This is a genomic window from Kitasatospora sp. NPDC058115 (genome assembly GCF_042884635.1).
Lineage (GTDB): Bacteria > Actinomycetota > Actinomycetes > Streptomycetales > Streptomycetaceae > Kitasatospora.
The window spans coordinates 124,247-143,687 of record NZ_JBHVTL010000011.1 but is presented as its reverse complement, the minus strand read 5'-3'; the positions used below and the strand labels follow the sequence as shown (position 1 = coordinate 143,687).

The window sequence follows — 19,441 nt, the reverse complement described above, 5'->3', positions numbered from 1 at the left end:
CGGACACACGGCCACGTCGCCACGAGCCCCGACCCGACGACGCGATGCCCACCGGCCCGGCGGGCGAGGCAGCCCCGCCCGCCGGGGCTCAGCCGGTACCCCCAAGCGCGTCGCCGCGTACCCCGAGGCCGCGACACAGTGGCCGCAGGCCCAGGCCGCGAGGCACCGGGGCGACACCGCTCACGACGAACCCCCCAGAACGGCACGCCCGGACACACGGTCACGTCGCCACCAGCCCCGACCCGACGACACGGTGGCCGCCGGCCCGGACGGCGAGACAGCCCCGCCCACCGGAGCGCAGCCGATACCCCCAAGCGCGTCGCCGCGCAGCCGCATACCCCGAGGCCACGACACAGTGGCCGCAGATCCACGCCGCGAGGCACCGTGGCGGCACCGCCCCCGTGGCACAGAAGACGCACAGCCACGTCGCCACGTGCCCCGAGACGACGACACGGTGGCCGCAGACCCAAGCGGCGAAGCACCGGGGCGACACCGCGCGCGGCAAACTCCCCAGAACGGCGCGCCCGAAAACGTCGCCACGTGCCCCGAGGTGACGGCGCGCCGGCCGCACGCCCCGGCGGCGAGATACCGGGACGGTCCCGCTCGCAGGGAACAGAACGGCACCCCCAGGCGCGTCACCGCGCAGTCACGTGACCCGAGGCCGCAAGCCCAGGCCGCGAGGCACCAGGGCGGCACCGCCCCCAGACGCACGGCCGCCCCGTCACGTGGCCTGGGGTGACGCGGCGCTGACCGCACGCCCCGGCGGCGAGACACCAGGACGGTCCCGCTCGCAGAGAACAGAACGGCACCCCCAGGCGCGTCACCGCGCATTCACGTGACCCGAGGCCGCAAGCCCAGGCGGCGAGGCACTAGGGCGGCACCGCCCCCGGGGCGCAGAACGGCCCCCAGACGTACAACCGCGTCGCCACGTGCCCGGGGTAACCCGGCGCTGGCCGCAGGCCCGGGCGGCGAGGCGCCGAGGCGAAACCGGTCCGCCGCACCGCGCTTCCGCTACGCCAGATGACGGGCGAAGAAGTCCCCCACGCCGCGCCGGACCCGGGCGAGTGCCGCCATCGGGTCACCAGTCCCCACGAGGGCGTCGCGGGTCGCCGCCGTGACCAGGCCGGCGGCCCGCAGTCCCGCGACGAGCGGGCCGTAGTCGGTGAACGCCCAGTGGTTCGCGTCGGCGAGCAGCGCCCGCCGGCCGGGGAGGCCCGCCCAGGAGGCCTCGATCCGGGCGGCGCCCTCGAAGAGCTCGCTGCGGAACAGCAGCAGCGGACGGTCGGCTCCGGCCGGTGCCGGGTCCAGGTCGAGGTAGCCCTCCAGGTTCGCCACCGCGCCGACCCGGTGGTCGCCGCGGGCCGCGTGGACCACCGCCGTGCCGCCCGCGGAGTGCCCGTACAGACCGATCCGGCCGGGGTCCATGACCGGGGCGAGCGGCAGGGTGCCGAGCCGGTCCAGGACCAGCCGCAGGTCCGCGATCCGGGTGTCCGTCATCGTGCGGAAGGTCGCCGGATCCGGGGGTCCGGTCAGTACGGTCGTCCGCAGGCCGCTCGGCAGTTCCACCTGGGAGGCGTCACCGGGGTGGTCGACGAGGACGACGACCCGGCCGTGGCTCGCGAGGTCCTCGGCGAGGCTCGTGCCGAGCGTGCGGGAGTCGCCGCCGCCCGGCGAGTACACCAGCACCGGCCGGCGCCCGGGCAGCGGCGGCGCGGCCGGGTACCCGTGGGTGAGGACCGATCCCCAGTCCACCGCCCCCGGCCCCGGCAGCCCCGGGTGGACGAGCGGCGCGTAGCCGGCGAACTCCCGGGCCTCGGCCGGGGTGAGCTGCGGGGCCTGCGGGAGGCCGCGCACCGAGCGGGCCGGGTACAGGACGGTCAGCATCACCTCGCGCGGGCCGCCCACCCACGGGTCGGAGCGGGCGGGGTCCGTCAGCGCGACCGTCCGCAGGCCCACGGGGTGCGGGCCGCCGGGAGCGGGAAGCCGCAGCACCGGCCCGCCGCCGGCGGTCGCGGCGGTCGCGGCGGCGGTGGGCAGCAGGGCGGCGGCGGTGCCGCCTAGAGTGGCCTTCAGAAGAGTGCGTCGGGATGTCATGCGGCCATCCTCGGGACGGGGCCGTCCCGGCGCGAAGGTTCAGGCCCTGGCCGAAAGGCCGGCGCGGGACGGGGGATCGTGGGAGCCGTGGGAGTGCTGCGCGTCCACTTCACCGCGGCGGACTTCGCCCGGCTCCGCTTCGCCCCCCGCCCGGCGCCGCTCCAGGAGTTGCACGCCGCCCTGGCGACGGCGGTGGATCCGCGCGGCGGGCCGCTGTTCGCCCCGTGGCGCGGCCGGGTCCTGCGTTCCCTCCCGGCCGCCGCCGGCCCGCTCGCCGACCTGGTTCCCGGGGGCCGCCCGCCGTCCTTCCTGGACGTGCTCGGCGACACCCTGGCGGACGGCTTCGAGCGGATCCGCGCCACCGCCCCCGGGCTCGTGCGCGCCGAACTGGAGCGCGTCCACGGGCCGTTGACCGCGCCCCGCTGGATCCACGGCCTGTACGAGGGCGACGGGGCGGCCTGGCGCACCCTGCGCCGTGCCCAGCAGGCCGCGTTCGGGGCGGTCCTCGCCCCGGTCTGGTCCGTCGTCCAGGACCTGCACCGCGAGGAGTTCGCCCGCTACGCCCTGGCCGTCGCCGAGCACGGCCCGGCCGCCGCGCTGACCGGCCTGGCCCCGGGCAGCCGGCTGCACGGGGGTGTGTGGGAGTGGCCCGGCGCAGGACCGGCCCGGGACGTCGTCCTGGGCGGGCGCGGCCTGGTGCTGCTGCCGACCTTCCACCACCCGGCGGGCCCCCTGCTCCAGGACGCGCCGGACCGTCCCGCCGTCCTCACCTACCCCGCCGGGCCCGGGCTGCCCCCCGCCGCCGGGCGCCCGGAGGACCCCTCCGAGGCCCTGGCCGCCGTCCTGGGCCGCACCCGGCTGGACGCCCTGCGCCTGCTCGCCGAGCCCCGGACCACGACGGGCCTGGCCCGCGCCCTGCGCGTCAGCAACGCGACGGCCTCCGCCCACGCGGCGGCGCTCAGGGCGGCCGGCCTGGCGACGACGGCCCGCACCGGCCGCTCGGTCACCCACCGGCGCACGGCCCTCGGCACGCTGGTCGCGGGCGGCGGAGCGCCGTAGCACGCGACGGCCGCGTCACGGCGCGGCTTCCAGGCTCGGCGCGTTCGACGACGGCCCCGGCCCGTAGGCCGACGGGTGGGTGGCCGTGGACAGCACCCTCAGCATCAGCTCGCCGTAGGCCACACCGGCGGCGCCCGCCGCGGTGGCGAAGCTCGCCGTCTCCAACAGCGCGGGCAGCGCGTTGACTTCGAGCCAGTACGCCCGCCCGTCCGGCGCCAGGACGAAGTCGCTGCGGGAGTACCCGCGGCAGCCCAGGGCGCGATGGGCCGTCACGGCCGCCCGTGCCATCCGGTCGGCCGCACCGGCCGGCACGTCGGCCGGGCAGCGGCGGGCGACGCCGAGCGCGTGCTTGGCGTCGTGGTCGAAGAACTCCCGCCCCGAATCGATCTCCAGCACCGGCAGGGCGGCGCACGTGCCGTCGGCGTCCTGGAGCACCCCCACGGTGACGGACCTTCCGACGACGAACGGCTCGACGAAGACCCGGCGGCCCACCGCCCGGTGCCGGGCGAGGGTGTCGGCCAGTTCCTCGTGGGTGCGCGCCACGGAGATGCCGGCGGAGCACCCCTCCGCTTCGGGCTTGACGATGGCCGGCAGGCCGACGCGGTCCGCCGCCCGCCGGGCGCCGTCCGGCCCGGCCCCGTCCAGCTCCGTCCCCCGGACCTGCGCCAGGACGTCGACCCCGGCCGCCGCCACGCGTTCCTTGGCACTGGGCTTGTGCACCGACCGGACGCTCGCGGTGACCCCGGAGCCGGTGTACGGGATGCCCAGGGCGTCCAGCACTCCCTGCAGCGTCCCGTGCTCCGCGTAGTCGTCGGCCAGGCCGAGGAAGGCGACGTCCACGCCCCGGAGCCCGTCGACGGTGCGGGGGTCACCGGCCTCGACCACCCGGACCGTGTGGCCCACGGCCCGGAACGCGTCCGCGGTGACCGCGGCCGACCGTGCCAGCGCCGCACGCCGGCCGGGCTGCTCGCCGCCGACGATGATCCCGATCTCGGCCATGTTCGTCCTCTCGGTGCACGGCGGGAGAGTCGTACGGGACGCGCGGGGTCCGGCGGTGCCGTCGGTCACGTTCCGTGTCCCCGTTGTCGCTTGAGCAGTACCCCCCGGCCCCGGGCCCTACTCCAGGCGCGGCGGGGCCGTGTCACAGATCGCGCCCGGCATCCGTCCTCCGTACGGCTTTCCGTTTTTCCGACAGGAGGAGGACCCCGTGCCCACGTCCACCACCACCGCCCATGTGGCGACGCTGCGCCGGCTGCACGACGCCGTCGGCTCCGGTGATCCGGAGCTGGTCGCGGCGACGATCGACGAGGTCGCCGCACCGGACCTGCTGGTCCGCACGCCGCTGCCGCTCGACACCACGGGGGTGCAGGCGCTGAAGCAGGTGTTCACCACGCTCCTGCGGGCCTTCCCGGACCTGCGCGTCACGGTGGAGGACGTGATCGCGCAGGGGGACAAGGTGGTCAGCCGCAACACCGTCACCGGCACCAACCTCGGCGAGTACCTGGGCCGTCCGCCGACCGGGCGCGCGGTCAGGTACGACGAGATCTTCGTCTTCCGCTTCGCCGACGGCCGGATCGCCGAGACCTGGGGCGTCGTCGACCTCCTCACCCAGCTCCGCCAGCTCGGCGTCCTGCCGTCCTGACGGTCGTCACGCGGTGTCCGGGAAGCCGCCGGGGCGGGTGGGTGGACACGGATCGTTCGGGGCCGGAATCCTTCCTGTAGTCCACCCCGGTCCTCCCGGGCCGCCCGACGACGTACGGAGCCCGTGTGCAGGCAACGCCCGCCGATCCGAGCACGCCCGACGCCTTCCTCACCCCCGTCGAGCACCTCTTCGTCCGGAACCACCTCGCTCCGCCCCCCGAACTCGACGCCTCCGCCTGGACGTTGACCGTCGAAGGCCTGGTGGAGCGACCGCTCTGGCTGGACCTCTCGGCGCTGCGCGGGCTGCCGCGGACCCGCCTGACCGCCGTCCACGAGTGCTTCGGCAGCCCGTCGCGCCCCGACGTCCCGACCCGCGCCGTGGCCAACCTGGAGTGGTCCGGCGTCGCGCTCCACCACGTCCTGGCCCTGGCGACCCCGCGTCCGCGGGCCCGGCACGTCTGGTTCGAGGGCGCCGACCGGGGCGCGTTCGCGGGAGAGCGCGGGTTGGCCTACCTGAAGGACCTCCCGCTGGAGCGGGCCCGGGAGGAGGTGCTGCTGGCCGACACCGTCAACGGCGCACCGCTGCCGCACCGGCACGGCTTCCCGGTGCGCGCGGTGGCGCCCCGGATGTTCGCCACCAACTCGGTCAAGTGGCTGACCCGCGTGGTGCTGGCCGACCACCGGCCCGAGCACCTGTTCACCACCCGCCTCTACACCCGCGTCCCGCCGGGCGGCGGCGCCCCGCAGCCGGTGCGGGACGTCGACGTCAACAGCAAGCTCCTCGGCCCGCGCGACGGCGCACGCGTGCCGGCCGGGCCGCACGAGGTGACGGGCCGGGCGTGGAGCTTCACGCCGGTCGTCTCGGTGGAGGTCGCCGTCGACGACGGCGGCTGGCGGCCCGCCGCCCTCCAGCCGCGCGGCCCGCACCCCGTCTGGCAGCGCTTCGCCCTCCCCTGCCGTCTGAGCCCCGGCCCGCACCGCATCCGCTGCCGCGCCACCGACGCGCGCGGCCGCGTCCAACCGCCCGGCGGGGCCCGGAACGCCGTCCACACGGTGGAGGTGCTGGCCGTCTGAGCACGGCGGCGGCGCTACCGCTGCTGCTCCACGTAGGCGATGCCGAGGTCCAGGTCGAAGCGGGCGCGGGGCGGGGCGCCGGCGTGGTCGTCGTCGCGCAGGACCAGCCGGGCCTGCCGCTGCTCGACCTGGACGCGCTTGTTGGCGTTGAGGAAGGCGTGCAGTTCCTCCGTCGCGGTGGCACCGAGGCCCGCCCCGCCGGGCCTGGTCCGGGCGGCCAGGCGGCGGGCCAGCCACCCCGGCCGGCCCGAGCGCACCACCAGGTGCCGGGCGGCCGCGAGGGTGAAGGGCACGATCACCAGCGCCGTCATCAGGAGCAGACTCGTCAGCATCACCATGCCCGCCCAACGCGCGGAGCCCGCTAGGCCGTTCCCTCCGGGACGTGCCGGGCCCCGGCGAGGTCCTCGCGGGCGGCGCGGGTGTAGGGGTGGTCCTCGCCCAGCCGCTCGTGCTGGATGCGGAGGATCGCCTCCAGCTCGGCCCTGGCCGCTTGGCGCTCCCCCGCGCCGAGGAGCGCCAGGGCGAGGGAACGGCGGGCGGGGAGGCCGGCCAGGTGGGTGTCGCCCCACCGCTCGCGTTCGAGGGCGACCACCGCCTTCAGCTCGGCCAGTGCCGCCTCCAACTCCCCCAGGGTGAGGCGCACCACGGCGAGGTTGTGCCGGATGACGAGGGTGTCGGGGTGCGTCTCGCTCCGCTCCTTCCGGTTCGCGAGAGCCAGCTCGTAGGCGGCTCTCGCCTCCTCCAGCTCCCCCAGGTCGTAGAGGAGTTGGGCGATCTTGGCGAAATCGGCGGGCGACTCGGGAGCGTCCTCGCCGAGGCCGCCGCGCCGGGCGGCGAGGATCGCCTCGAACTCGGCCCGGGCCGCCTCTGCCTCGCCCAGGTCACGCAGCACCAGGGCGAGGCGGTGCCAGGTGACGAGCGTCCCGGGGTGGTTGCGGCCGGACGCCGCGTCCCGGACGGCGAGGATCGCCTCGAACTCGGCCCGGGCCGCCGCCAACTCCCCCTGGTCATGGAGGATCTGGGCGAGCTCGTGCCGGGTGGCGAGGGTGAAGGGGTGGGCGTCACCGAAGGCCGCCCGGCGGGCGGCGAGGACCGCCTCGAACGCGGCCCTGGCCGCCTCCGACTCCCCCGTGGCGGCCAGCACCAGGGCCAGGTCGTGACGGGCGTTCAGCGCGCCCGGATGCGTCTCGCCGGCCCGCTCGCACTCGATGGCGAGGACCTCTTCCAGCTCCGCCCGGGCCGCCTCGAACTCGCCCAGGTCACGCAGCACCCGGGCGAAGTGGCGCCGGGTGACGAGCAGGTCGGGGTGGGTGTCGTCCACCCGCTCGCGTTCGAGGGCCAGAACCGCCTCGTACTCCGCCCGGGCCTGGGTGAGCAGGCCTCCCACCCAGAGGTGACGCACGGCCAGGTCGACCGCGTCGGTGAGCTCCAGGAAGTCCTCGTCGTCGAGGGAGCCGGTGTCGACCCGGTGGAAGCCGTCCAGGACGTGCGGCGAGAGCAGCCGCCAGACCCTCCCGAACTCGGCGTCCTCCGGCGCCCCGGTCTCCTCCGCGAGGGCCGCCACGACCAGCAGGCGCAGCGCGGTGCGCCCGGCCCCCGCCGTGCGCGAGGCGTCGCGGACGAGGGGGTGCATGCGCAGCACGGGGAGCGTGTCGGGGGCGGGGTCGGGGAGGTCGATCAGGCCGAGGGCGGCGAGGGCGGTGAGGTGCTGCCACAGGGCCGGCCCGTCGAGGGCCGCGAGCGGGCCGGCGTCGGTGAGGCGGTCGGGGGTGAGCAGGAGGGTGTACGGGAGGTCCGCGTCGGCGAAGGAGGCGATCAGCTCCAGCAGGCCCCGGGCGTGGGCGTGGCCGCGCTGGTCGAGCAGGTCGAGGGACATCGCCCAGGTCCGGGGCAGCACGTGCGCGGGGTCCAGGCCCCGCGGGCCGTCCTCCCACGCCCGCCGGTAGTCGGCGTACGTGGTCGGGGTGCCGGGGGCCCGGAACGGGGCCGGGGTCCGGCCCGCCTCGGTGAGGTAGGTGCCGGCCAGGCGCAGGGCGAGCGGCAGGCCGCCGAGGCGGGCGGCGAGGGCGTGCGCCTCGGCCTCGGTGCCGGCGGTGTCCGGGGCGTGGTCGCGCAGGATGCGGGCGGCGGCGTCGAGGCGCTCGCCGGTCAGCGGTTGCAGGGGGTGCAGCCGGGCCGCCGGCCCCCAGGTGGCGGGGGTGCTCTCGCGGGTGGTGACCAGGACGGTGCCGGCTCCGGTCGCGGGGCGGATCCAGCCGGTGCCGGCGTTCAGTGCGCCCGGGCCGTCGAGCAGCGCCGGGTCGTCGGCGTTGTCGACGACCAGCAGCCAGGGCGCGTCCAGCCGGTCCAGGTGGGACCAGAGGACGTCGGCGGTGTCCCCGCGCTCCAGTTCCTCCGCGGCGGCGCCCGCCTGACGGGCGACGGCGCGCAGCGCGGCCTCCAGGGCCGGGCCGTTGCGGGCCTCGACCCACCACACCCGGCAGCCGGCCGCGGTGCGGCGGGCGGCGAGCTCCAGCGCGAGGGTGGTCTTGCCGCAGCCGCCCATCCCGCACAGCACCAGCAGCCGGTCACCGGCCGGTGCGGCGGCCTCCAGCCGGGCCAGGGCGTCGGCGCGGCCGCGCAGCGGGCGGCTCGTGTCGCGCAGGCCGAGCGGCGGCGCCACGGTCACCGGGACGGCCGGCTCGACGGGCTCCGTGGCCCGCAGGACGATGTCGGCACGCCCGGCCTGGACGACGGCGCCGTGCACCGTGCTGTCCGTCAGCCGGTTGTGCACCCGGGTGCCGGCCTCGTCCGCACCCCCGAAATCCCCGCCCACCTCGTCGCCCCCACAGCCCTGTGCCTCCGTCACCCCCATTCTCGCCCACCGCGCCACCGACCGGCACGGGCGGGGGCCGGGGCGCGGCCGGGGCCCGGCTCAGCCGCCCGACAAGGCGCCCCCCGGGGCGTGTCCGGTGCATCAGGTCGGCCGAGGCCGTGGCGGCGTGGATGCGGCGGGGTCCGTGCGGCGGGGGCACCGCCCGGCCGGTGGCCGGGGGTGTGCGTGCCCGGCGTCGCGGACCCGGCGCGGCCCGGCGCGGCCCAGCCCGGCGTGCCCTACAGCCCCGCCCGGTACGCCTCCAGCCGCTCGGCGAGCTCCTCCGGGTGACCGAGCATCGGGAGGTGGTCGCCCGGCATCTCGTCCGGCCGGAAGCCGAGCCGTTCCTCGACGTGGCGCCGCAGGAAGGCGGGCGGGAAGAAGCGGTCCCCGGCGGCGAGCAGGAACCTGGTCGGCACCTGCGGCCAGGCCTTCAGCGGCCACGGCGCCCCGAACGGGGTCGCCGACTGCCGCCGCTCGTGGCCGGCGAGGAGTTCCTCGGCCAACGCGGCCGGGGTGTCGTGCAGGAACAGGACGCGCTCGTCCTCCTCCACGCCCTGCGGCACCCCCCGGTCGAGGTCGGCCGCGCGGCGGGCCGGCCAGTACCCGGTGTTCTCCCACCACGCGCCGGGGGACTCCGCCGGGGCCGGCACCTGGGCCTGGAGCATGACCAGCAGGTCCACCGGCAGCCGCTCGCACACCAGCGGCCCGGTGAAGCCGCCGAAGGAGTGGGCGACGACCACGAGCGGGCCCCGGCGCTCGCCGCTCGCCGCCACCGCGGCCACCACCGCGTCGGCGTACTCGGCGAGCCCGGCGGTGTCGTCCTCGCACGGCAGGTCCGGTGCGACCACCCGGTGGCCGCGCCCGCGCAGCCCGGCCGCCAGCGGCCGCCAGCACCAGGCGTCGGCTGCCGCGCCGTGGATCAGAACGTAGGTCGCCACGGATCACTCCCGTCCGGACCGGACCGTTCCAGTCCCGCCCGCGAGCCTACCGAACGACGGGCGGCCGGGGGCGCACGGATGCTGACGCGGCATCACCGGTGCGCCCGCGAAAAGACGTTCACGCCCCGTTCCCGCCGGACGGCGGCGGGGGCGGGGTTAGCCTGGGCCCATGGTTGCCAACGCCAACGAAGAAGTAGCCGTGGGCGACGCGGAGTTCGTCAGCGGCCCCGAGCTGATCCTCCGGTCCCTCGCATCCGGACCCGACCGGCAGGCCCTGGTCACCGCCGACGGCGCCGCGGTCTCCGCCGGCGCGTTCGCCGCCGCCACCTACCGCCTCGCCCACGAGCTGATCGCCCGGGGCGCCGCGCGCGGCACCACCGTGACCCTGCTGACCGGCAACACCCCCGAGGCCCTCGGCGCCCGGTACGCGGCCGGTCTCGCGGGCGCCCGGGTGGTGACCCTGTACGACGGCATGAGCGCACCGGTCCTGGCCGACATCACGGCGAGCGTCGACACCACCGTCCTGCTCGTGGACGCCGAACGGTACGCCGAGGCCGCCCGGCTGCTCCCGCTGCTCGACGTGCCCACCGTCCTCACCCTGGGCCCCGGACCCGACCCCGGCCCCGGCGGCACGGCCCTCGGCGAGGACGTCATCGCCGCCTCCGCCCACCGCCCCGCCGAGGCGCCGGGCGTCCCGATCACCCCCGGGGACGACCTCGGCATCCGCCACACCGGCGGCACCACCGGCATCCCGAAGGGCATCCTCAGCCTGCACGGGCCCTACCTGCGGGTCTTCGACGCCCCGATCGGCAGCGGTTCCGCCGACGCCCCGCCCCGGCTGCTCGTCGCCACCCCGCTCGCCCACCTCGCCGGGATCCTCGCCGACCTGGCCCTCCGGCGCGGCGGCACGGTGGTCCTCCAGCGCTCCTTCGACCCGGGCGCCGTCCTGGAGGCCGTCGAGCGCGAACGCATCACCGACTTCTGGGTGCTGCCCCCGCTGCTGCACCAGCTGCTCGACCACCCGGCGGTCGGCCGCACCGATCTGTCGAGCCTGCGGCAGATCCTCTACGGGGGCAGCGCCGCCTCGCCGGTCCGGATCCGGGAGGCGCTCAAGGTGTTCGGGCCGGTCATGACCGGCATCTACGGGATGTCGGAGGCCCAGCTGGTCTCCGTGTTCACCCCGCAGGAGCATGAACGGCTCGGCCCGGGCGGGCCGGTCCCGGTCGGACGGCCGGTGCCGGGCGTCGAGGTGGCGGTCCGTTCGCTCGACGGCACCGACCTGCCGACCGGCGCCGAGGGCGAGATCCACCTGCGCTCCGACACCGTCATGGCCGGCTACTGGAAGCGGCCCGACCTCACCGCCGCGGTGCTGCGCGACGGCTGGCTGAACACCGGCGACGTCGGCCACCTCGACGAGGACGGGTACCTCCACCTCTCCGACCGGGTCAAGGACCTGATCATCGTGGTCGGCGGGCACGTCTACCCCTCCGAGGTGGAGGACCTGCTCCTCACCCACCCGGCCGTCGCCCGCTGCGCGGTCTTCGGGGTCCGCGACGAGCAGGAGGCGGAGCACGTCCACGTCGCCGTCGTCCCCGCCCCCGGGCAGCGGCCGCGGCTGGACGAACTCCGCGCCTTCGTCACCGCGCACAAAGGCCGGATCTACGCCCCCGAGGTGCTCCACCTGGTCGAGGAGATCCCGCTGACGCCCGTCGGCAAGCCGGACAAGAAGCGCCTGCGCCGGGCCGCCACCGGCTGACGGCCGGCCACCGCCGGGCCGGGGTCACGCCCAGAGGTGGTCGCCGAGGGTGCTGCCCTCGGGGGCGCCGGGGAGGACGTAGACGACGGCGGAGGCGGTGTGTTCGAGGAAGGGGTTGAGCGCGTCGCGCTCGGCGAGGCGGTTCTGGACGCGGGTGAACTGGCCCGGGTCGCGCATGAAGGCGCAGAACAGCAGGCCGCGGTCGCCGGGCGCGTCGTCGTAGCTGTAGCCGCGGCGCAGCATCCGGGCGCCGCCGTCGAGGCGGGGGCCGGTGAGGCGGACGTGGGAGGTGGCCGGGATGACGTAGGCGCCGTCGGGGTGCTTGGCGTAGAGGTCCGGTTCGTCGCGCTCGGCGGTGCCGGTCAGCGGGGCGCCGTCGCCGGCGCGCCGGCCCATGGCGAGGTCCTGCTGCTCCCCGGGGAGGGCGGCGAAGGCGGCGGTGTCCATCCGGATCCGCCGGTAGACGAGCACGGTGGCGTCCTGGTGCGGGCCGGGCGGGCCCCAGACCCACTGGCGGGCGGCGTCCTCGTCGGGGTTGGCGGTGCCGTCCTTGAAGCCGAACAGGTTGCGGGGGGTGACGCCCGGCGCGGTCGGGGGCAGGAAGCCGGACTGCGCCCAGCGGGGCGCGGCGCCCGCGCCGTGGGCGGCCGTGGTGGCGAGTTCGGCGACGACCGCGAGTGTCCAGGGGTCGGCGGCGGACAGCTGGAGCAGCAGGTCGCCGCCGCCGCGGGCCGGGTCGAGGCGGTCGCCGGGGAACGGCGGCAGTTCGGCGAAGCCGGCGGGGACGGCGAGGGCGAGCCGGGCGGCCAGGCCGGGGCCGAGGCCGACCAGCGAGGTGAACCGGGACGCCGCGCCGTCGGCCCGCAGGCGCGGGTCGGGCGACGGTCCCACCGCCGCGGCCAGGGTGCGGGTCCAGGCGGTGAGCAGGGTGCGCAGGGCCTCGCGGCCGTCGGCGGCGGTGGCCTGCGGGAGGTCGAAGGCGAGCAGCCTGGTGGCGGGCAGCTGAGGTGCGGTCAGTCCGGACTGCCGGGCGCCGTGGAAGGGGATCGGCGCGGCGGGCGGCGGTGCGCCGGGGGTGGCCGCGCGGACCGGCGCGCGGTCGTGGTCCACCAGTTCGCCGACCGCCGCGCCGACGCCGGCGGCGAGCACCGCCCCGGCCGCCAGCAGCGCCCGCCGGCGCCCGACGCCGGGGGCGGCGGGAAGGTCCGAAGGCGACGCGTTTTCCGGTTCGGTGGGCATGCGCCCTATTGGAGACGATAAAACACGTGCCATGCAAATCACGTTTCCTGATCGTCAGTCACCCCGCAGGACCGCTGTGACCTCGCTGGTCGTCGCGGTCGCCCTGGCGGCCGCCGGGTGCTCCTCCTCCGGCCCGGCCGCGGAGGACGCCAGGCATCCGGCCGGGAGCGTGGTCCGCGTACCGGAGGACTTCCCGACCGTCCAGAAGGCGGTGGACGTCGCCCGCGAGGGCGACACGGTGCTGATCGGCCCCGGCACCTACCGCGAGAGCGTGCGCGTCACCGGTCGGAACGTGGTGCTGCGCGGCACGGACCGCTCCGCGGTGGTGTTCGACGGCGGGCTGAAGCTGGCCAACGGCATCACCGCCACCGGCCCCGGCACGGTGGTGGAGAACCTCACCGTGCACGGCTACCTGGCCAACGGCGTGCTGTTCACCGGGGTGACCGACGAGAAGCTGCAGCAGCGCGGCGCGGGCGGCTCGGCGTACGACCCGCTGGACACCCGGCGCTTCCCCCCGGTGGAGGGCTTCCGGGCGACCCGGGTGACGGCGTACAACAACGGCCTGTACGGCATCTACGCCTTCGACGCGCGCGCCGGGGTGATCGAGGAGTCCTACGCCTCCGGGCACGCCGACTCCGGCATCTACGTCGGCCAGTGCAAGCCCTGCGACACCCTGGTGCGCGGCAACACGGTGGAGCGCAACGCGGTCGGCATCGAGCTGACCAACGCCTCGGACAACCTGTCGATCCTGGGCAACCGCGCGGCGGGCAACCGGGTGGGCGTCACGGTGAACTCCAACGACCTGGAGGCGCTGGCCCCGCAGCACGGCGCAGTGATCGCGGGCAACGTGGTCGTCGACAACAACGCCGCCGACTCGCCGCAGCAGGCGGACGGCGGCTTCGGCATCGGCATCGGGATCGGCGGCGGCACGGAGAACCGGGTGGAGCGCAACCTGGTGCGGGGCAACCGGGCGGCCGGGGTGATCGTCACCGATCCGGCGGGCCACCCGGCGAGCGGCAACCGGGTCGAGGGCAACCAGGTGGACGGCAACGGCGCCGATCTGGTGCTCGCCTCCGTCGACCCGGCCAACTGCTTCGGCGGCAACCGGCCCGTGACGCAGAGCCCGGACGGCCTGGAGGCCGCGGCGGCGTGCGGCGGAGCGGGGCGCGGGCCGCTGGCCGCCGGGCGCCCGGCGCCGGTCCAGGCGCCGCCCGGTGTGCCGTTCAGCCGGGTGCCGGCGCCGTCCGCGCAGCCGTCGCTCACCGACCCGGCGGCGCCCGCCCGTCCGGCGACCGGCCTGCCGGGGGCGGTGGACCCGGCGGCGTACCCGCTGCCGACGGATCCCGCGGCGGTGCCGCCGCGGCCTGCCGGGTAGCCGGCGAGTCGGCGGGCCGGCGGTCAGCCGGTGAGCCAGGGCGCCTCGGGGAGCTTGGCGGTGTCGTCGCGCCCGCCGAACTCGACCGTGCTCGGGGTGCCCAGGCCCGGCATCCGCATCGTCACCCGCCGCAGCGCGCCGTCCGCGTCGACCCAGTAGGTCAGCGGCGACCGCTCGCCGTCGGGCGCGGCGCCCTGGGCGCGCGGTCCGGCGAACCGGTCGTGCTCGCGGCCGTCCAGCCGGTCGCGGCCGAGCCAACGGGCGCCGGACTGGGCGAGCAGCAGCGGGTTGTCGGGCCGGTCGGCGCCGAGCTGGACGATCAGCTGGAGCCCGGCGTCCAGCGGGTCGGCGGTGTAGCTGCGCGGGGACCAGCCCTGGCGGGGGACGTGCTCGGCCTGCTGCCAGGCCGGGCCGTCGGCGCCGGCCGGTTCGGGGGCGAGCCCGAGGCCGCCGGCGTCCCAGACGACCAGGCCGTGGTCGAGCGGGCCGTTCGCCCCGGTGACCTGGTAGCGGCCGGTGCCCCGGCGGGTGCGGTAGTCGACGACGCCCTCGACCCGGACTCCGACGCCGCCGCCCTCGGAGGCGGTGAGGGTCACCGCGACCGGGCTGGCCTCGAACAGGTTGAGGCGCGACAGGGCCAGCCGGGAGGCCTCGTCGACGGTCACCGGCCGCTCCCCCGGCTCGTCGGAGACGGAGCGGTAGGCGACCAGGCCGCCCGCGGCGGCGCACACCGCGAGCGCGACCAGGCTCCTGAGCCAGACGGCCCGGCGGCGGCCCGGCCCGGGGCTCGCCTCGGGGATGTCGGCCTTCGTCTTCCGGGCCATGCGCCTGCCTTCTCTCGTTCTCTCTCGTCGAACCGGTCGGTCACAACAGACGGGCGGGCCCGGGGACCCGTGGTCCCCGGACCCGCCCTGGTTCCGGCGTCACGCCCCCGCACGGGCGGGGGTGCGCCACCGGGGTCGGGCTACTGCTGCCGGGTCCGGCGGCGGCGCGCCAGCAGCACGAGGCCCGCGCCGAGCACGGTCAGCGTGCCCGCACCGGCGGCCATCACCGGGATGCCCTCGTTCGCCCCGGTGTTGGCCAGGTGCGATCCGGGGGCGGGGGCGGCCGGCGCCGGCGGCGGCGGCGCGGCCGGGGACGGCAGCGCCGGCGCCTGGGTCTGCGGAGCCGTCGGCGTCGGCGTCGGGGTGGGCGTCGGCGTCGGCGTCTCGGTGGGCGTCGACGTCGGCGTCGGGGTGGCCGTCGGGCTGGGCGTCGGGGTCGGGATCAGCCGGTTGACGGCCGTCACCTCGACTCCGGCGGCCAGGTTGTCGGCGTTCAGCACCAGCGGCCCGAACACCGTCTTCTCCGGCGCGGAGTAACCCTCCGGCGGGCTCACCTCCTGCCAGTAGTACGAGCCCACCACACCGCTGCCCAGGCAGATGCCGTCGGCCCCGGTGGTGCAGGGGTCGCCGACCGCCGTGTCGGGCTTGTCACCGGTGCTCTGCAGCCCGTCGGTGCCGTTGCTCTCCTTCCACAGGCGGAACTTCGCGCCCGCCAGCGGCTTGCCGTCCTGGTCGTGCTTGACCAGGCGCAGCGCGCCCTCCTGCTGCCGGAAGCCGAAGTCGAAGGTGTGGTCGTTCTCGCCCGGTCCACCGGTGGTCAGCGCCCGTTCGGCGTACTGCCCGCCCGCCGGGACGATGCCCTTCGAGTTGATGAACGCGTTGTCGCCGGCGTCCGCGTCGGTCGGCACCCACTGGTGGAGCGGGCCGCCCTTGGCGTAGTCGGCGGGGTTGTCCAGCCGGACGGTGTACTTCGTCCGGGGCTTGAGGCCGCCGGTGACGTTGGAGTCGTCGAAGTAGTACTCACCGCGCTCGGTGGTCCTGGTGGTGCCGACGAGCTTCCCCGTCTCGTCGTAGAGGTTGACGGTCGCTCCGGGCACGGGCTTCTGGCCCGGGCGCTGGATGCCGCTGCGCTCGGGGTCGTACCAGACCCGGTTGCCGATCTGGAGCGGGGCCTGGTCGCAGAGCACCTCCAGGTCACCCATCGAGGCGCCCTTGCCGAACGGGGACACCTCGTCCTTCGGCGTGAGCCGGAACCCGAACTTCGGGTCCTGCTTGCCGTCCCGCTGGAGGAACGAGGTGCCGTAGCCGAGGGCGGTGTGGTTGGGGTCGAACGCCGAGGTCGCGATGGTGTTCTCGACCTTGGAGTCCGCCATGCCCGCGAACGCCGTGTTGCGGTGACCGCCCCAGGCGGTGTCGAAGAAGCGGGTGCCCCGGGGGGCCAGTCCGCATCCGTTGTTGGTGTCCATCACGTAGCCGCCGTTCGCCGGGCAGGCCTTGTTGAGGTCACCGCCCGACATCACGGTGGAGTAGGGGACACCGGACGGCGCCCGGTCGGCGAAGCGGTCGCGGAAGGCCAGCAGCATCGAGCCGTCGGTCTCGAACGCGATCTCGCCCAGCTCGGGTTCGGGCTGGGCGATGAGGGTGGAACCGCAGGGGTTGCCGTTCTGCGAGGTCGGCCAGGTGTCGGTCCACGGGAACCAGGCAGCGCCGTCGCAGGCACCGCCCCCGACGGTCGACTGGCGCGGGTAGTCCAGCGGCTGGTTCAGGACCGGCGCCGCGAACGCCCCGGTGGCCAGGTCGAACGGCAGCACCACCGCACGCAGGTCGGAGGCCTTTCCGGTCGACTCGCCCGAGCAGACGCCGCCGAGGTAGCCGGTGCCGTCCTGGAGGCCGAGGCCGAACGGACGCCAGTCGACGGCGGCCGGGCAGCCCGGGTCCGGAACGGGGTAGGCCGCCTTCGGCGCGGAGGCCGTGGGCGCGGTGGCGTCGTAGCGGTAGAGCTTGCGGTCGTGGAGGTTGACGACGAAGAGGTCCTTGCCGTCGTCGGTGACCTTGATGCCGCCCAGGCTCTCCTTGCCCGGAGCCCCGATGAACCCGTCGTCGGTGCCGCCGCCGTGGGCGGTGGTACCGGTGTTCGGGACGGTGGTGAACAGCGTGGTCCTCTTGGTCTCCACGTCGGTCACGTAGATCCCGCCCGCGCCGCCGGGACCGTAGTCCGTGGCCCGCTTGGCGACCGCCGAGGAGAACACCCGCCGGTCGGCCTTGTTCCACGCGATGCCGTAGAGCGTGCCGGTGTCGGCGTTGGTGGCGAGGTTCGTCGCCTTGACGTCCACGCCCTCCTGGCCGCGCGCGCTGTACGGGAAGGAGACCAGCGTGCGCTGGGCCCCGCCCTCGCGGGTGGTGGGCTGGCAGGCCGTCACCAGGGGGGCGTTCTTCTGGCAGTAGTCACCGGGGCTCCAGAGCCCGGTGGTGAGCTCCACGTTCTTGCCGCCGGTGACGTCGACGAACTCCTCGTTGCTGCTGAGCTGGGTGGGCGCGCCCTCCAGCCCCTTCCGGGAGGCGAACGCCGGGTGGAGCGTGCCCGGCTTCGGGTTCACCACCTGGACGCGGTACTTGCCGCCGGTGAGCTTGGTGCCGGGCGTCAGCGTCACCGTGCCGTTGGCCGCCGTGGTGCCCTCGACGACCGCTCCCGCGTCGTCGGTGAGGGTCACCCTGACGCCGGCCATGCCGGGCTCCAGCGCGGCCTGCCACACGCCGTCGGTGTCCACGGCCCGCACCACGCGGACCGTCACCGTGCCGTCGGCCGGCTGCGGGAACGCGGCCGGGGCAGCCAGCAGCGAGCACGCCCCGATTCCGAGGAGCAGCGCCGCGGCGCCCCCCACGGTGCGGCGGCCGACCGGACCCGGTGGCCGCCGTCCCGGGCCGCGCGCGGCACCGGTTTCCTGATCATGTGTCGTCGTCATCCCTGCTCTCATCAGACAGTTGGGCCTGCCGCCCCGACTCCGTGCGGGAGTGCGCGTGTGACGGAAAGCCGTCATTGTTAAGGGGAGCTTAAAGGGACTTCACACAAGTTCGCAGGAAAACCAGGAACTTTGACGACAGATCAGACGTTCCGTCGTGCGGAGAGGTGTTCGGCCGCCGGTGCGCCGGCCGTGACGTCCGCGGGGGCGACGGCGGTGAGTGGCCGGGTCGTGCGGGGGTCCGGACGGGGCGCGGCGGAGCCGGCGTTCCCGGATCCGGCCCGGGTGGCACTGCCGACGCCGGAGACCGCCGCGCCCCACCGGCCGGTCGTCCCGCGCGGGCGGGCCGGGGCCCGGGAGACGAACTGCTCCGCTGCGACGGCCCGCGCGGCGCGGTTCCCGGGGGCCGGACGCGGACGGCACGTAAGGAGCGAAACACTGACGTAACGTCACTCCGCTGGGAACGCCTGGAGTTCAACCCCGGCACCCTTGACCAGTCAAGTCCTTGCAGTAGTGTCGCCACCCAAGTCCGGGGGAATCGGTCTCCCCCGGTGTTCCCCGAGACATTCCCACGCGTGAACCGGATCTACGGTTGGAGTTCAAGGCGATGACGGCGGCAACCGGGACCAATGCTCGCTTTGCGTACCGTGTCTACCACGCGATGCTTCGCACCGAAGAGGGCCGCACGGATCCGGCGGAGGTCGCCCGCAGGCTCGGCGCCTGCTCCGAGGACGTCCGGGAGGCCGTGGACTGGCTGGCCGGGCACGGGCTGCTGGACCGGGATCCGGACTCGCCGGTCGATCCGCCGCAGCGGGTGCTCAGACGGCTGGTGGCCGACCAGCAGGAGCGGCTGGCCGAGTTCACCCGCGCGCAGGACCTCATCTCCGACCTCGCCGACGGCCTGATGGCCCGTCCGCCCGCCGCCGCGGGGAGCTCGGCCGTCGAGGTGGTCGACTCGCGCGAGCACCTGCTGCGCCGGCTCGGGGAACTGCACGCGGCCAGCCGCTCCGAGGTGGCGGTGATGCTGCCGCACGCGGCGGAGCCGGAGCCGCTGCAGCCGTCCGTGCACGAGAACGTGGAGCTGCTGAAGCGGGGTGTCCAGTGCCGGGTGGTGGCGCCCGCCTCCGCCCTGGGCAGTCCGGCGGTCGTCGAGTACGTCGACGCGCTGCAGGAGGCCGGCGCCGAGGTCCGCACCGCCGAGTCGCTGCCGCTGCGGCTGGTCATCGTCGACCGGGAGAAGGTGGTCACCCGCTCCCAGCCGGGGGGCCCGCGCCGCCACGTGGTGATCGACTGCGGACTGCTGGCGCAGGTGTTCACCCGGGTCTTCGAGCACAGCTGGTCGACGGCCGCGCCGTACACCCGGCGGCGGCGGGCCGACGATCCGGCGCAGGTGCTCTCCGGCACCCACCGGCTGGTGCTGCACATGATGGCCTCGGGGGCGACCGACAAGGCGATCGCCCGTCACCTCGGCTACTCGGACCGGACGGTGCGGCGTTTCGTCGCCGAGATCCTGCGGGTGCTGGAGACCGACAACCGGCTCACCGCGATGGTGCGGGCCACCCGGCTCGGGCTGCTGGAGCACGAACCGTGGCGGGCGCCGGCGGCTGCGGCGCCCTGACCCGCG

The 19,441-nt window shown here is 76.0% G+C and carries 14 protein-coding genes; 6 read left to right on the top strand and 8 right to left on the bottom strand.

All coding sequences use genetic code 11. The features are described 5' to 3' along the window. Nucleotides 1–1,011: 1,011 nt before the first annotated feature. The gene (locus ACFVVL_RS14220) at nucleotides 1,012–2,094 is read right to left on the bottom strand and encodes an alpha/beta hydrolase family protein (protein ID WP_387674731.1); all 1,083 of its coding nucleotides are present in this window, start codon (nucleotides 2,092–2,094) and stop codon (nucleotides 1,012–1,014) included. A gap of 93 nt (nucleotides 2,095–2,187) precedes the next feature. On the opposite strand from ACFVVL_RS14220, the gene ACFVVL_RS14215 reads away from it, so the two are divergent. Next, complete coding sequence (locus ACFVVL_RS14215; RefSeq protein ID WP_387674952.1) at nucleotides 2,188–3,153, top strand: ArsR family transcriptional regulator; 966 nt, start codon at nucleotides 2,188–2,190, stop codon at nucleotides 3,151–3,153. Between the two features lie 15 nt (nucleotides 3,154–3,168). Here the strand turns inward: ACFVVL_RS14215 and ACFVVL_RS14210 are convergent, their stop codons facing one another. Further along, a complete protein-coding gene (locus ACFVVL_RS14210; RefSeq protein ID WP_387674728.1) occupies nucleotides 3,169–4,152 on the bottom strand; it encodes a hypothetical protein in 984 nt (327 codons plus the stop codon). Nucleotides 4,153–4,360: 208 nt separating this feature from the next. Here ACFVVL_RS14210 and ACFVVL_RS14205 point away from each other — a divergent pair, with 208 nt between their 5' ends. Together ACFVVL_RS14205 and ACFVVL_RS14200 are read left to right on the top strand one after the other, a co-directional pair. Continuing rightward, entirely contained in the window at nucleotides 4,361–4,795 is a 435-nt protein-coding gene (locus tag ACFVVL_RS14205) for an ester cyclase (protein ID WP_387674725.1), read from the top strand. Nucleotides 4,796–4,920: 125 nt separating this feature from the next. Next, nucleotides 4,921–5,868, top strand: a complete 948-nt coding sequence (locus tag ACFVVL_RS14200) for a molybdopterin-dependent oxidoreductase (protein ID WP_387674722.1) — start codon at nucleotides 4,921–4,923, stop codon at nucleotides 5,866–5,868. Between the two features lie 14 nt (nucleotides 5,869–5,882). Here ACFVVL_RS14200 and ACFVVL_RS14195 read toward each other — a convergent pair whose 3' ends face one another. The 3 genes from ACFVVL_RS14195 to ACFVVL_RS14185 all read right to left on the bottom strand — a co-directional run bounded on the left by ACFVVL_RS14195 (nucleotide 5,883) and on the right by ACFVVL_RS14185 (nucleotide 9,663). Beyond that, on the bottom strand, nucleotides 5,883–6,200 hold the full coding sequence (locus tag ACFVVL_RS14195) for a DUF6191 domain-containing protein (protein ID WP_387674719.1): 318 nt from the start codon (nucleotides 6,198–6,200) through the stop codon (nucleotides 5,883–5,885). A 29-nt stretch (nucleotides 6,201–6,229) separates the two neighbouring features. After that, nucleotides 6,230–8,716 (bottom strand): tetratricopeptide repeat protein, encoded by a 2,487-nt coding sequence (locus ACFVVL_RS14190; RefSeq protein ID WP_387674716.1) that lies wholly within the window; start codon nucleotides 8,714–8,716, stop codon nucleotides 6,230–6,232. A gap of 245 nt (nucleotides 8,717–8,961) precedes the next feature. After that, a complete protein-coding gene (locus ACFVVL_RS14185) occupies nucleotides 8,962–9,663 on the bottom strand; it encodes an alpha/beta fold hydrolase (protein WP_380291680.1) in 702 nt (233 codons plus the stop codon). Nucleotides 9,664–9,832: 169 nt separating this feature from the next. Here ACFVVL_RS14185 and ACFVVL_RS14180 point away from each other — a divergent pair, with 169 nt between their 5' ends. Next, nucleotides 9,833–11,419, top strand: a complete 1,587-nt coding sequence (locus ACFVVL_RS14180; protein ID WP_387674713.1) for an AMP-binding protein — start codon at nucleotides 9,833–9,835, stop codon at nucleotides 11,417–11,419. A 24-nt stretch (nucleotides 11,420–11,443) separates the two neighbouring features. Here ACFVVL_RS14180 and ACFVVL_RS14175 read toward each other — a convergent pair whose 3' ends face one another. Further along, nucleotides 11,444–12,658: a Dyp-type peroxidase gene (locus ACFVVL_RS14175; protein ID WP_387674710.1), complete on the bottom strand. Its 1,215-nt coding sequence runs from the start codon at nucleotides 12,656–12,658 to the stop codon at nucleotides 11,444–11,446. Between the two features lie 76 nt (nucleotides 12,659–12,734). Between ACFVVL_RS14175 and ACFVVL_RS14170 the strand changes: the two genes are divergently transcribed. Next, nucleotides 12,735–14,033, top strand: coding sequence for a right-handed parallel beta-helix repeat-containing protein (locus tag ACFVVL_RS14170; protein WP_387674707.1), 1,299 nt, complete (start codon nucleotides 12,735–12,737; stop codon nucleotides 14,031–14,033). 23 nt (nucleotides 14,034–14,056) lie between these two features. Here ACFVVL_RS14170 and ACFVVL_RS14165 read toward each other — a convergent pair whose 3' ends face one another. Both ACFVVL_RS14165 and ACFVVL_RS14160 read right to left on the bottom strand, forming a co-directional pair. Further along, nucleotides 14,057–14,857 (bottom strand): hypothetical protein, encoded by an 801-nt coding sequence (locus tag ACFVVL_RS14165; protein WP_387674704.1) that lies wholly within the window; start codon nucleotides 14,855–14,857, stop codon nucleotides 14,057–14,059. Nucleotides 14,858–14,997: 140 nt separating this feature from the next. Continuing rightward, entirely contained in the window at nucleotides 14,998–17,739 is a 2,742-nt protein-coding gene (locus ACFVVL_RS14160) for an SdrD B-like domain-containing protein (protein ID WP_387674701.1), read from the bottom strand. A 739-nt stretch (nucleotides 17,740–18,478) separates the two neighbouring features. Between ACFVVL_RS14160 and ACFVVL_RS14155 the strand changes: the two genes are divergently transcribed. Beyond that, complete coding sequence (locus ACFVVL_RS14155; RefSeq protein ID WP_387674699.1) at nucleotides 18,479–19,435, top strand: LuxR C-terminal-related transcriptional regulator; 957 nt, start codon at nucleotides 18,479–18,481, stop codon at nucleotides 19,433–19,435. Nucleotides 19,436–19,441 lie beyond the last annotated feature (6 nt).

What these genes read in the sequence shown, in the direction of transcription:
- ACFVVL_RS14165 (WP_387674704.1), bottom strand. Translation starts at nt 14,857, where the DNA reads ATGGCCCGGAAGACGAAGGCCGACATCCCCGAGGCGAGCCCCGGGCCG.
- ACFVVL_RS14175 (WP_387674710.1), bottom strand. Translation starts at nt 12,658, where the DNA reads ATGCCCACCGAACCGGAAAACGCGTCGCCTTCGGACCTTCCCGCCGCC.
- ACFVVL_RS14210 (WP_387674728.1), bottom strand. Translation starts at nt 4,152, where the DNA reads ATGGCCGAGATCGGGATCATCGTCGGCGGCGAGCAGCCCGGCCGGCGT.
- ACFVVL_RS14180 (WP_387674713.1), top strand. Translation starts at nt 9,833, where the DNA reads ATGGTTGCCAACGCCAACGAAGAAGTAGCCGTGGGCGACGCGGAGTTC.
- ACFVVL_RS14155 (WP_387674699.1), top strand. Translation starts at nt 18,479, where the DNA reads ATGCTTCGCACCGAAGAGGGCCGCACGGATCCGGCGGAGGTCGCCCGC.
- ACFVVL_RS14195 (WP_387674719.1), bottom strand. Translation starts at nt 6,200, where the DNA reads ATGCTGACGAGTCTGCTCCTGATGACGGCGCTGGTGATCGTGCCCTTC.
- ACFVVL_RS14220 (WP_387674731.1), bottom strand. Translation starts at nt 2,094, where the DNA reads ATGACATCCCGACGCACTCTTCTGAAGGCCACTCTAGGCGGCACCGCC.